Below are 12,184 nucleotides of genomic sequence, written 5' to 3' on the forward strand. Positions count from 1 at the left end.
CTCATTTGCATTCTACGAGAATCCCAGTTTCGTACCTATTTGTAAACCGCATCGGCCGACGACCGCGGTGCGAGTACCCAGGGCTACGGGCGCGCCGACAGTCGTGCGGGCAGCGCCGGGTCTCCGTTGTCCCAGAAGGCGCGCCACGTCGGCATCCGCTGAGGCATGGCCGCGCGCAATTGAATGTCGGTCGGCCAGCGCATGAACTCCGGACCTGGGCGCTCCGTCACATCGACCGAATACCAAGGGTGTTCACGTCGCTTGACGAAGCACCACCGGCCCTCGCGGCGCTCGTAGACATCGTCGTAACGCATCGTGATCACGTACCACCCGTCACCGTCCTCGTGTTCCGCGCGGCAGTAGACAGATCCGATCGCATGGTCGGCGTCGACGAGGTCGAAGTGATGACCACAGATCAGGTGAATGCTCCGGTAAAACCGCCGCAGCACACGGTCGTACCAACGCTTCAACGCCGCCCTGCCTGCGCCCTCCGCACCCGCGTCGACATCGTCGACGAACAAGTCCACCAGTGTGTCGAGGTCACGGGCGTCGAGGGCCATCGCATACCTGCTCGGCAGCTGGCCGATTGCGATGCTGGACTCCAGCCGGTCCAACCGTTCCTCGGCGCTCGGACTCGACGAATCTGACGCCATGACGGAAAGTGTAGCCAGCAATGAGAACAGGTGTTCTCGTAATCCGGAAAGCCTACTATCCTGCGCTCATGCCCTTCCCGAACATTTCGCCCACGATTCCGACACTGGTGAGGTCATGCTCGGGCCGGTTCGGGGACAGGCCCTTCCTTATCGCCGACGGGCAGGAATTGACCTATACCGAGCTTGACCGGCGCTCGGCCGCACTAGCGACTAATCTGCTCGCCGAGGGCATCGGCAAGGGCGACCACGTCGGAATCCTGATGCCCAACAGCATCGACTGGGCATTGGCATGGTTTGCCACGACACGCATCGGGGCGGTCGCCGTTCCGCTCAACACCTTCTACAAGGGTTCCGAACTGGCCTGGACTGTCCGCCATGCCGACCTTCGGGCGATTCTCACGTGGTCGCGGTTCCGCAACCATGACTTCCTCGCTCGTCTGCAGGATGCGCTGCCCGGGCTGGCCGATCAGCGCGAACCGGGCCGCATCGCGGTACGCGAGGCCCCATTCCTCCGCACGGTTGCGGTGTGGGCGCCATCCGATCGGGCCTGGACGACAACGATCACGGACGGGGACACGCAGTCGCATACCGACACCGACTTTCTCGTCTCCGTCGAATCGTGTGTGACACCGGCCGATGACGCGATGATCATCTACACCTCAGGCAGTACCGGCGACCCCAAGGGACCCGTACACAGCCAGGGCACACTGGTCCGCCACACCTACAACCTCACGTTTATGTACGCCGTCACCCACGACGACGTGATGTTCACCTCCATGCCCTTCTTCTGGGTGGGCGGGCTGATCACCGGATTGCACGCGGTGATCCACCACGGCGCGACGCTGGTGACCCAGCCCGCATTCGACGCAGCAGAGGCGTTGGAACTCATGGAGCGACACCGCGCGACCATCGCGCTGGGCTGGCCGCAGCAGGGTAAAACATTGGCCGAACATCCCGAGTTCTCTGCCCGCGATCTGAGTTCGGTGCACCGCACCAGCATGCCCGCGATGGTGCCGCCCGAGCGTCAGCCCAAGGGCTCCAGCGGCCTTGGGATGACCGAGCTGTGCGGCAATCACCTCGGCGTCGACCCGTATCTGCCGCAGCCGCCCGAGCGCTCCGAAACCGGCGGCCCACCCATCGAAGGGTTGCAGCATCTGCTCGTCGACCCTGACACAGGACAGCCGGCGCCCGTCGGCGCGCCGGGCGAAATATGGGTTCGCGGTTACTCATTGATGCAGCGTCTGCACAAACGTGAGCGCGAGGAGGTGTTCACCCCGGATGGCTACTACCGGACGGGTGACTGCGGAGTTGAGTACGACGACGGCTGGATCAAGTTCACCGGACGGCTGGGGGATCTGATCAAAACCAGCGGCGGCACCAACGTCACGCCGAGCGAAGTCGAACTGGCGCTTGGTGACTGCGACGGCGTGCTTGAGGCGTACGTCGTCGGGGCAGAAAGCCCGGAGCACGGGACGGTAGTCGCCGCGGCCGTGGTGCCGCGCGGGGAATCGACTCTCGACGGCGAGTCCCTGCGGGCTCAGCTGCGTGACCGGCTGTCCACCTACAAGGTGCCCAAGTTCATCTGGGTCACCGCAAAACAGGACCTCCCGTTCACCGCGACCGGCAAGGTCAAGAAGTCGGAGTTAGCGCAGCGGCTCAGCGGGTTGCTGGCGCACCCCTAGGGCGCAGCCGGCTGGCCGTCGGGCATCTCGGTGGCCATCAGCGTCAACGGAACGCCGCACCCATCAAGGACAATTTCCAATCTCGGAGAACAATAATTCTCATTGCGGTAGATTTGCCGCGGCACACTCGACCACCGCTGCAGAGAGGCGCTTCGTGGCACTCGAACAGTTCAAGTTAGACGGTCAGGTTGCGATAGTGACGGCGCCGGGCGCGGCGTCGGCGAAGGCATCGCCAAGGTACTCGCGGAAGCGGGCGCCACCGTCGTCGGTTTAGGGCAACAATCCACGGATGCCGGCCCGCCCCGGAAAGAGATGCGCGGACAGCGAGCGCGTGGTGCGGACGGCGGTCGATGAGTTCGGCCGCATCGACATCCTGGTCAACAACGTGGGATTCGCGACCTCGGCCCATTTCTGGGCCGCACCGACGACAACCTCCGACAGACCTTCGACTACTGCGAGCTTGCACCGAAAATCCGCGTCAATGCCATCGCCCTTGGCGCGTTTATGACGACCGGGCTGCAATCCAGCTTCGACCTGATGCCGGGCTCCGAGGAGAAACTGAAGGAGTTGACGCCGTTGCATCGTATCGGCGACGTCGCAGACCTCGGCCGACTGACGTTGTATCTGTGCACTCGCGATTGCTACGCCACCAACTCAACCTTCATCGTCGATGGGGGCCTACAGGGGCCGAATTCATCCCTCCCCATCCCCGATCTGTAACCAGCAGCACCCGACAAAGGAGCAATCACATTGGCGGACAGGGTCTTACGCGTAGCAGTTATCTCGACAGGCGGCGTGGGCAGCATCGCGTTACGCGCGATCAACCGCCGCGCGCACCTCGATCTGGTCGGTGTATGGGTGCACAGCCCCGAGAAGACCGGCCGCGACGCCGGCGAGGTTGTCGGGCTCGGCCCCATCGGCGTAACGACCACTGCCGATCTCGACGACATCATCAAACTCAAGCCCGACTGCGTGGTCTATGCGGCCACAAGCGCCGACATGGATGCGGCGGCGGTCCGCGATTATGTCTGCTTTCTGAAGGCCGGCATCAACGTCGTCACCACCAACACGCCGGGAATGATGTTTCCCGACAGGTGGATTCCGGAATTGGCCGATCAGGTGCGCGCCGCGGCACTCGCGGGCGGCGTCACGATATACACGTCAGGTATCGAACCGGGATTCGCCGGCGACCAGTTCGCCGTCATACTGTCGACCTTGTCCAACACCATCCGCTCGGTTCGCGCGCAGGAGATCTTCGATTACTCGGCTTACCCCAACGAGTACTTGATGTTCGACGCGATGGGCTTCGGCCGTCCGCTGGACTTCACCCCGATGCTGGAGCTTCAGGGCGCACAGCAGTTCGCCTGGGGACCACCTATTGGCCTGGTGGCGCGCGCATTAGGAGTCGAGCTCGACGAGGTCACCGAAAGCTATGAACGGGTGATCACGCCGCGCGACCTGCACGTGGCGTGCGGACTGATTCCAGCAGGCACCTGCGGAGCGGTGCGGGCCGAGACGACCGGGGTGGTCAACGGCCATCCGATGATCACCATCGAGCACATCAACCGTATGGCGCCCGACTTGGCACCCGAATGGGCCTCGGCGCCGAACGGCACCTATCGCATCGTCATCGAGGGCGAACCCCACATCCACTGCGATCTTCGCTTCGGCACCGAAGACACCCCGGCATCGGGGAACGACAACGCGATGGAGGCGACGGCCATGCGCGTGGTGAATGCCATCCCGTACGTCATCGACGCGGCCCCCGGCATCGCGACCTCACTGGATCTGCCGATCACCGCGCCCCGCGATGCTTTGGATTTCGGCTAAACGGTGAACATCGGGCCGCGGGGTGCGCCCCTGACCTCGTTGCCGCCGTCGATCGCAAAGCTCTGCCCGGTCATCCAACTCGACTCAGGGCCCGCCAGATAACGGACGCCGGGCGCGATATCGTCGGACACCCCAAGTCGGCCCAGCGGAACGCGCTCGAGGAAGCTGCTGGTCAGCTCTTCCAGGTGAATGTAGCCCTGGGTGGTGGCCGCCTCGGTCAAGCCCGGCCGGACGGCGTTGACGCGAATTCCCTTCGGACCGAGCTCGGATGCCGCGACGCGGATCATCATCTCCAGCGCGGCTTTGCCCGCCGAGTAGTGGCCCAGACCCTCCATCGGAATCTTCGACGACGTGGACGAGATGAACACGATCGATCCACCGTTCGTCATGAGTGGCGCCGAGTAACGCATCGCGAGGAAGTTCGACCGCAGATTGCCCATCACGAAATTGGTGAAGGTCTCAAGGTCCTGCTCGATCAGCGGGCCGGTGCCCCCGATGGCCACGGTGCCGACCACGATGTCCAGCCGCCCCTTGACGTGGTAGGCCGCCTGCGCGGCTGCCGCGACGGTAGCCTCGTCCTCCGGATCACCCTTATGGGTCACGATTTCGGCGTCCGGTGCGACGGCGAGGATCCCGTCACGGGTCGCATTGAGGCGCTCCCCCGATCGCCCGAGAAGATAAAGCGTCGCACCATCGGCGGCCAACAGCCTCGCGCTCGCTTGGGCAATTCCAGCCGATGCGCCGAGGATGAAAGCGGTCTGACCGTCGAGTGCGCCCATTGCATCACTCCTTCGTTGAGTACCAAGGGTAGAATACTAATTCTCGCTTAAAGGTAAAGCTGGTTCTCTGCGCTGGTGCGTTGGTGTACCGTACCGGTGTGCCAGACATGACCGGCAAGGTCGTCCTCATCACCGGTGCCGCCCGCGGCCAGGGCCGCGCGCACGCCGTCAGGCTCAGTGCGGATGGTGCCGACACAATCCTCGTCGACATTGCCGGCCCATTGCCGCCCAGCGTCCCCTACGATTCGGCCACCCCGGACGAGTTGGCGGAAACCGCCGACCTTGTCGCCGCCAACGGCAGGCGTGCCGTCACGGCGATGGTGGACACGCGCGATCACCCGGCCCTGTGCGCGGCCGTCGACAAAGGAGTGGTCGAGCTGGGCCGGCTCGACGTGATCGTTGCCAACGCGGGCATATGTTGTCCAGCCCCCTGGGATCAGGTCTCCCCCAGCGATTTTCAGGACACCGTCAACATCAACCTGGTCGGTACGTGGAACACTGTGATGGCCGGCGCCAAGCACATCATTGCCGGAGGACGCGGCGGGTCGATCATTCTCATCGGATCGGTAGCGGGGGTGAAGATGGAGCCGTTCATGGTCGCCTACACGGCAAGTAAGCACGGCGTCACGGGGCTCACTCGCTCGTTCGCGGTGGAACTCGGCCGTTACAACATCCGGGTGAACAGCCTGCACCCGGGGTCGGTTGCGACGCCGATGGGCAGTGGCCGGATGATCGAAGCGATGCAACAGGCCGCGGAGTCCTACTCCCTCCCTCAATTCGGCTTCAGCAAGCAGCTCCTGCCCAATGCGGTGACGATGCCCGAGGATGTCGCGAACGCGGTCGCGTGGCTGGCCTCAGACGAGTCGAAATTCGTTACCGCCTCAGCTATATCCGTCGACGTCGGGGTTGCCCAGGCCTAGCAGGATCGCGGTCAGCTCCGCCGGCCGTGAGTAGAAGGGCGAGTGGCCGCCGTCCAACTCGACGATCGACGCCCCGATTCTGTCGACCGCATTGCGCCGAGCCCACGACTCTCCCACCGCACGGTCGTCGCGCATGAGTACGTAGGTCGTGGGCGCGTCGGGCCACCGACCGATCGGGCAACGCTCGGTGAACACGGTGAATGATTGGTGCCGCAGTTCGTCAAAAGCCCGCCGTGCGAGTGCTTCCGGACAGTCGTGGTAGAAGCCGTCACGCACGGACTCCCAGGTCAATCCGAAGGGCCTGGCACCGTGCTCTGGTGGCTCCGGGAACGTGATGGCGTCGGGGTTGGCGGCCAGATGTTCGACGAACGACTGGCCGGGCACCGGCAGCAGGCCAGCGACGAATACCAGCCGGGACACCGGGTACAGCGTGGCGAGGACGGGCGCACACAGTCCCGAAATCGAATGCGCCACCACCACAACATTCGTCGGTGCCCAGTCCTGGACGGCACGCTCTATCGCGTCGAGCGCCACTCGCGCCCAGTCCCCCGCGCCGGCCGAGTCGTCGTCGACCGGCAGGTCCGGTGCGACGACCTGGTGGCCCTGCCGCACAAGCTCTTGAGTGACCGCGTCCCAGGACGATCCGAAATGCATCCCGCCGTGCAGCAGGGTGAAAAGGGTCAACGTGCCGCTCGCGAGAGTCTGCCGACGATTTCAGGCCCGGCCAAAGGCAATTCGATGACGCCGGGGGCGGCGTCCACCACGCGAGGAATTGCATTTACGGCGGCCATCGCCGTGGCCGTGATTCCGGGATTGACCCGGCCTTCCTCGGACTGTTCCAAATACAGCTCCAGGCTCACGCTGGGGTCGCCCTGAACGCGGAACACCATCCCGCCCTGTCCCTGGCGTGAGGGTTTCGGCCAGCGGTCGGGCCATGGCGTCGAACTCACCGTCGCGAAATATTGCACTGCCACCACTTTTCGGTCGTCGACGACCCCCGACAACTGCCAGCGATGCGCGCAAATCGTTCCGGACGGCACCACGCCGATGGCGGTTGACAGGTCGGCTGGAGCGAGCAGGGTCTCCCAGTCCAGTTCTACGCGGTCGAGGTCGATGCCGAGTACGCCCGCGATATAGCGCACGACCGTCTCCCAGTCATGATTCACCTTGCCGGAGGCTATCCGGGCGGGCACGTGGCCGTCGGGCTTGCCGAAACCCATCGACTCGTGCAACACATCCCAGATTGGATACGACTTATCCAGGTCGAGCGCGTATTCATCCATCCGGTACGAATCCACCCTGCCCACGCCGGAAAGCAGGGCGGTGGGCAGGTTGAGACTGATGAAGCCGGGCTCGCTACCGGTAGCGTAAAACGTCGAATTGCCTTTGCGCGCCGCTTGATCGAGCGCGGTGCGCCAGCGGGGTGGCGCAGCGGGCGGATACACGAGTGGGATCGTCGAGATCGTCACGACATTGATCCCCGCCGCCAGCAGCACGGCAATGTCGGCGACCGCATCATCCTCCCGACGGACCGCTGTCGCGCAGTAGGTCACGCAGTCGGGTTTCAGTCCAACGATTTCCGCGACGTCTCCTGTTGCCGTGACGCCAACATCCGCCAAGCCGCAGAGGCCGCCCGCATCGGATCCGATCTTGCCCGGCGTGGAGACCTTCACTCCGACGAGCTCCAGTGCGGGGTCGAGAATCGTGGCCCGCAATGCTTCCCGCCCGGTGAGTCCCGTGCCGATATGAGCGACGCGATAGCGGGCGGCCGTGTGATCACCCATCAAGACTCCCTGCGGTCTACTTGTAGAAAGGACCGGGCTTGCCCGATCGCTCGAGATGCCCGTACGGGTCGTACACCTTGATATTCGGATACGGGTTCTGCTCGTAGGCGGGTTTGGACAATCCCGCGACCCGCAACCCGGACAGCGCCGCCAGCGGCGCCGCGAAGGAGACGAGACCCACCGCCAAGGAAATCAGCAGCTGGCGCGTCAACGTGACCGTGCTACCTCCGGGCCGCGCCGGGAGCCGCCGGGCGATCCGGTTGATCAGGATCAGCTCGCCACTATTGTCGCGGACGCACATCACGGCGACCATGCCGAAGATGATGGAGTCGTAGACCGCCATGATCAGTGGGAAATGAATATGGCCGATCTGCAGCGTTGGACCGACGGCCTCGGTGTAGAAGAAGATGCCGAAACGCATCCAGGTGAACTGGATCAACCCGTTGATGGGGACTGCGACGATTGTTGCGCCGATGAAGACCCCGACCAGACGATGGCGGGCCAGCCAGGCGTTGCGTTGCATCGGCGGGTCGATGAATCGGTCATGCAATTGCAGGAATCCCAGACCATTGAGCAGGTAGTAGGCGGCATATCCGCCGAGAAAGGCCAACGCGGGCTCGAGGTTCGGCGAGATGTTCACATACGGCCACGACAGGGGGAAGTGCAGCATGCGCGGGTCGAAGATCGCGAAGGTCGCCCAGTTGGCCAGGGGATCCAGCGCTCCGGTGATGAGGCCGGCGAACGCGATGACCACGGTCCAGTGCACCTTGCGCTGCCGGACCGAGAGCCATACCAATGTCGCGATCAAGCCGATCGCCATCGGAATGGAACTGAGGGCGACAGCCAGCGGCCAGTTGTCGAAACCGAGGAACGGCGGATACGGCGGCGCGGTCGGGTCGGGATTGGTGGTCCGCGGGTCGCCATGTGTGCCCGATTGGATGCTCGCTACTGTGACGACCGCGAAGGCCAGGTAGGCGACGACGAAGATTGCCCACCCCACCCAGGTCCGCGACGATGAATGCGTCCTGGAATCAAGGGTATTCGTCATGTCGCGACCGTGTCCGCGGGCATTCCGCTGTCGCCCTTGATCACGGGCATGTTCGTCCACGTCCCCTGGTCGTCGCGATACCATCCAGCCGGGCCAGCACGACCTTGCCCTCGAAATTGAGGTAATCAAGATGAACGACCACGCGGCCTCCTATTCGGCGGGCGGGGCTCGTCTCAAGCACCCCGGACGAGAATAACAATTCTCGCATGAGAGAATCGGCTGACTCTCTGGCGAAGGAAACGGGTATGGCCGACCGACACTCCAACATCGCGGGGACGCGGATGCTGATCATCGGGGCATCGTCCGGTATCGGACAGGCGATGGCCCTCGCCGCCCACTCCAGGGGCGCCGAGGTGGCGCTCGCGGCGCGCCGGTTGGACGTCCTGTCCGAGCTGGCCGATCGGCTGAGCGGTTCGGCGTACGAGCTCGATGTGTCGGACCCGCGTGCCGTCGAAACGGTTATCGGCGACGTCGCTGCCAAGTTCGGCAGCCTCGATACGGTGGTATTCACCAGCGCTGTCGTGCCGTTCGCGCTGATCGAAGACACCGATGTCGCGACCTGGCTGCATGCCTACGCCGTCAACGCCGTCGGTGCCTCCCACGTGCTGCGGATGGCGCTACCCCACCTGGCCGAAAACGCCACGGTTGTCGTCGCATCGAGCCATGACGTCGGTCGTCCACGCCCCGGTGTGGCCGCCTATCACGCGAGCAAGGCCGCTCTCGACGAGATCCTGCGCTCCTGGCGGGCCGAGCACCCCGAGCTCGCCCTGATCCGGGTGAGCGTCGGCCCCACGTGTGACACCGAGATCCTGCGCGGCGCAGACCGCGACCTGCTGGCCGACCTGTACCGGGCCTGGGCGCAGGGCGGCCAGATTCCAGCCGAGATGTCCGCCGTTGAGGATGTCGCCAACGCGATGCTGTCCCTGATCGCGGTTTCGCGTGCGAACCCTACGGTCGTCAGCGAGATCGTGCACCTGGCGCCGCGAATCATCAGAAACCCTACGCCCCCGAGAGGATGACTTAATGGACCTTGGTTTCGAGGGCGCGACGGCCGTTGTGACCGGCGGAAGCAAGGGGATGGGGCTCGCGATCGCCGAAACCCTTGGGGCCGAGGGGGCCTCGGTGGCGATCATGGCGCGCGGGCGGGCAGCGCTGGACGCTGCGGCGGAGTGCGTCCGCCGTGCCGGCGCCCCCGAAGTCCTGGCTATCAGCGCCGATATGGCCGACGCCGAGTCCATCGCGTCGGCGTTTACATCGGTCGCCGATTCCTGGGACAGCCTGAATGTGCTGGTGCACACCGTCGGTCCGAGTGCCGGCACCTTCGAGGAGCTCACCGACGATGACTGGCACGCCGCATTCGATCTCGGCACGCTGTCAGCCGTGCGCTCGGTCCGGGCCGCACTGCCGTTGCTGCGAACGGCTGACTGGGCTCGCATCGTCACACTTTCGGCGCATTCGATCCAGCGCCAGAGCGCGCGACTGGTCGCCTACACGGCGGCCAAGTCGGCACTGTCGAGTTTGACCAAGAACCTGTCCAAAAGCCTGGGCCCCGAGGGCATCCTGGTCAACTGCGTCTGTCCCGGCACCATCGTGACGGCCAGCTTCACCGAGATTCTGCGTGATGTCCTCGCCGCGGACGGGCTGGACTCGTCGGACCCGAAAGACGTGATGAAATGGGTCGAAAAGACCTACGGTCATCCCTGCGACATCGGTCGCGCCGGGCTACCCGAAGAGATCGCCTCGGCCACCACCTATCTGGCGTCGCGGCGAAACGGCTACGTGACGGGAGCCACCGTCAACGTGGACGGCGGATCGGACTTCATCTGATCAACATGCGAAGGGAGTCTATAAGGTGACCGGCGAATCCCGACGGCTGCGAATAATCCAGTGGGCGACCGGTGCGGTGGGCACCGAGATGATCAACACGATCCTCGACTACCGCCCCGACCTCGAACTGGTCGGGGCGCGGGTGTATTCAGATTCCAAGCACGGCGTCGACGTCGGGACGCTGGTCGGACGGAGCCCCATCGGGATCACCGCCACCACCGACGTCAGCGAAATCCTGTCCACGGATTGCGATCTCGTGCTCTATGCGCCGTCGTTCACCAGTCTCGACGACGTGTGCGCGCTGCTGGAGAGCGGGAAGAACGTCGCGACCGTCTCATTCCTGTTTTACCCCCAGCGCATCGGGCAAGCCGACCGTCGGCGGCTGCTGGCGGCCTGCCGCAAGGGCAACAGCACCATCCACGCCAGCGGCCTCAACCCGGGCAACCTGTCGGGCGTGCTGCCGCTGGCGCTGTCCGGCATGAGTCGCACGATCGATCGACTCACCCTGCAGGAGCGCGCCGACTGGTCGCTGTGGGAGAGCACCGAAATCACGTTTGACGGAATGTGGTTCGGTCGCCCAGTCGACCACATCACCCCGACCGCAAACGACTTCCTGACCTTCAACACCGCCCTGTTCACCCAGCAGACATGGTTCATCGCCGATACATTGAACGCCGCGATAGACGACGTCACGGTCAGCGTCGACGCAGTGCCGGCAACCAAGGACTTTCAGATCTTCGACCATGAGGTGCGCGCTGGTACGACCGCTGGTCAGCGCTGGAACTTCGTCGGACACCGCGACGGTGAGCCGCTTATCGAGTTCGAGACACTATGGACGGTGGGCGGCAAGTATCCGGAGCACTGGCCTAAACCGGACGATGGGTGGACCCTTACGCTCGAAGGTGATCCATCGATGCGCGTGCACTTCTTTTGCCTGGCCAGCTATTCACGGCCGGCGTCGGTCGCCGAGCATGTCCGCGCGGGCTTGGTCGCCGTTGCGCTGCAGGTCGTCAACGCCATACCCGCGATATGTGCCGCACCCGCAGGTTTTGCCACCATGGCCGATCTGCCGTTGATCCGTAGTTATACCGGCTTCGGTGATCCGCCCATCGTCGTCGCGGACTGACATCGGCGGGTGCCGATCGCGTCAGCGGGCGTCGTCGGCAACCACCCGAAGATCGGCTCTCCGACCGGTCACGGGCCGCGTTGCGAGTTATCGGGAGCCGCCGCGAAAACATGCTCCATTTCGTCGAATATGCTGCCGGGCACGAACATCTCCGACTCATCGAGGATCCGGTCGAGGTTGGCCGCCACGTCCTCGGCGGCGAAGGCGCCATCGCCGCCGAACCAACCGCAAGTCACACCGATCTGCAATGCGGCCACCCGTCCACGGAAGGCGCTGAGAAGCCGATGCGTCAGCGTGCAATCCTCGCTGGCGAGGTAGGCAACGACGGGCGCCACTTGATCGAGGCGCAAGGTCTTCAAGAACGCGCGCGCTTCGGCAGTGTGGCCGGCCTCGCCCATGAGCGCCATGGCCATTCGAGTGTCGCCCATTGGCATGATCGCGTTGGCATGTATACCGCATGCGACACCCTCGAGCGCCGCGACGTTCATCAACCCGAGCATGCCCGTCTTTGCCGTGGCGTATCCCAACAAGCCTG

12 protein-coding genes and 1 pseudogene are annotated in these 12,184 nt (G+C 64.4%); 7 read left to right on the forward strand and 6 right to left on the reverse strand.

Annotation, left to right across the window (positions count from 1 at the left end):
* Nucleotides 1–83 precede the first annotated feature (83 nt).
* Complete coding sequence (locus A5686_RS12910; RefSeq protein WP_082947622.1) at nucleotides 84–614, reverse strand: nuclear transport factor 2 family protein; 531 nt, start codon at nucleotides 612–614, stop codon at nucleotides 84–86.
* A 107-nt stretch (nucleotides 615–721) separates the two neighbouring features.
* On the opposite strand from A5686_RS12910, the gene A5686_RS12915 reads away from it, so the two are divergent.
* The 3 genes and pseudogenes from A5686_RS12915 (at nucleotide 722) to A5686_RS12925 (ending at nucleotide 4,165) form a co-directional block, all read left to right on the forward strand.
* Nucleotides 722–2,335: a class I adenylate-forming enzyme family protein gene (locus tag A5686_RS12915; RefSeq protein ID WP_067934619.1), complete on the forward strand. Its 1,614-nt coding sequence runs from the start codon at nucleotides 722–724 to the stop codon at nucleotides 2,333–2,335.
* Nucleotides 2,336–2,489: 154 nt separating this feature from the next.
* Nucleotides 2,490–3,055 (forward strand): annotated as a pseudogene (locus A5686_RS12920) (SDR family oxidoreductase).
* A 30-nt stretch (nucleotides 3,056–3,085) separates the two neighbouring features.
* Nucleotides 3,086–4,165 (forward strand): dihydrodipicolinate reductase, encoded by a 1,080-nt coding sequence (locus A5686_RS12925; RefSeq protein WP_197520563.1) that lies wholly within the window; start codon nucleotides 3,086–3,088, stop codon nucleotides 4,163–4,165.
* Here A5686_RS12925 and A5686_RS12930 read toward each other — a convergent pair.
* On the reverse strand, nucleotides 4,162–4,944 hold the full coding sequence (locus A5686_RS12930) for an SDR family NAD(P)-dependent oxidoreductase (RefSeq protein WP_067934622.1): 783 nt from the start codon (nucleotides 4,942–4,944) through the stop codon (nucleotides 4,162–4,164). The genes A5686_RS12925 and A5686_RS12930 overlap by 4 nt on opposite strands.
* A 107-nt stretch (nucleotides 4,945–5,051) precedes the next feature.
* Here A5686_RS12930 and A5686_RS12935 point away from each other — a divergent pair, with 107 nt between their 5' ends.
* On the forward strand, nucleotides 5,052–5,864 hold the full coding sequence (locus A5686_RS12935; protein ID WP_067934624.1) for a mycofactocin-coupled SDR family oxidoreductase: 813 nt from the start codon (nucleotides 5,052–5,054) through the stop codon (nucleotides 5,862–5,864).
* On the opposite strand, the gene A5686_RS12940 is transcribed toward A5686_RS12935, so the two are convergent.
* Genes A5686_RS12940 through A5686_RS12950 form a run of 3 tightly spaced genes read right to left on the reverse strand, consistent with a single transcriptional unit; the run spans nucleotide 5,826 to nucleotide 8,696 of the window.
* A complete protein-coding gene (locus A5686_RS12940) occupies nucleotides 5,826–6,548 on the reverse strand; it encodes an alpha/beta fold hydrolase (RefSeq protein ID WP_067934625.1) in 723 nt (240 codons plus the stop codon). The two genes, A5686_RS12935 and A5686_RS12940, sit on opposite strands and share 39 nt — an antisense overlap.
* Nucleotides 6,545–7,648, reverse strand: coding sequence for a dihydrodipicolinate reductase (locus tag A5686_RS12945; RefSeq protein ID WP_231986372.1), 1,104 nt, complete (start codon nucleotides 7,646–7,648; stop codon nucleotides 6,545–6,547). Before A5686_RS12945 ends, A5686_RS12940 begins: the two co-directional genes overlap by 4 nt.
* A gap of 16 nt (nucleotides 7,649–7,664) precedes the next feature.
* Nucleotides 7,665–8,696 (reverse strand): hypothetical protein, encoded by a 1,032-nt coding sequence (locus tag A5686_RS12950; protein WP_067934627.1) that lies wholly within the window; start codon nucleotides 8,694–8,696, stop codon nucleotides 7,665–7,667.
* A 245-nt stretch (nucleotides 8,697–8,941) separates the two neighbouring features.
* On the opposite strand from A5686_RS12950, the gene A5686_RS12955 reads away from it, so the two are divergent.
* The 3 genes from A5686_RS12955 (at nucleotide 8,942) to A5686_RS12965 (ending at nucleotide 11,649) form a co-directional block, all read left to right on the forward strand.
* On the forward strand, nucleotides 8,942–9,715 hold the full coding sequence (locus A5686_RS12955) for an SDR family oxidoreductase (protein WP_067934629.1): 774 nt from the start codon (nucleotides 8,942–8,944) through the stop codon (nucleotides 9,713–9,715).
* A 4-nt stretch (nucleotides 9,716–9,719) separates the two neighbouring features.
* The gene (locus A5686_RS12960) at nucleotides 9,720–10,523 is read left to right on the forward strand and encodes an SDR family NAD(P)-dependent oxidoreductase (RefSeq protein WP_067934631.1); all 804 of its coding nucleotides are present in this window, start codon (nucleotides 9,720–9,722) and stop codon (nucleotides 10,521–10,523) included.
* Between the two features lie 88 nt (nucleotides 10,524–10,611).
* Nucleotides 10,612–11,649, forward strand: a complete 1,038-nt coding sequence (locus A5686_RS12965) for a dihydrodipicolinate reductase (protein WP_067934743.1) — start codon at nucleotides 10,612–10,614, stop codon at nucleotides 11,647–11,649.
* A 68-nt stretch (nucleotides 11,650–11,717) separates the two neighbouring features.
* Here the strand turns inward: A5686_RS12965 and A5686_RS26625 are convergent, their stop codons facing one another.
* Nucleotides 11,718–12,176 (reverse strand): hypothetical protein, encoded by a 459-nt coding sequence (locus tag A5686_RS26625; protein WP_156750051.1) that lies wholly within the window; start codon nucleotides 12,174–12,176, stop codon nucleotides 11,718–11,720.
* Nucleotides 12,177–12,184: the final 8 nt, after the last annotated feature.

Origin of the sequence: Mycobacterium sp. E2479 (assembly GCF_001667925.1) — a bacterium.
Taxonomy (GTDB): domain Bacteria; phylum Actinomycetota; class Actinomycetes; order Mycobacteriales; family Mycobacteriaceae; genus Mycobacterium.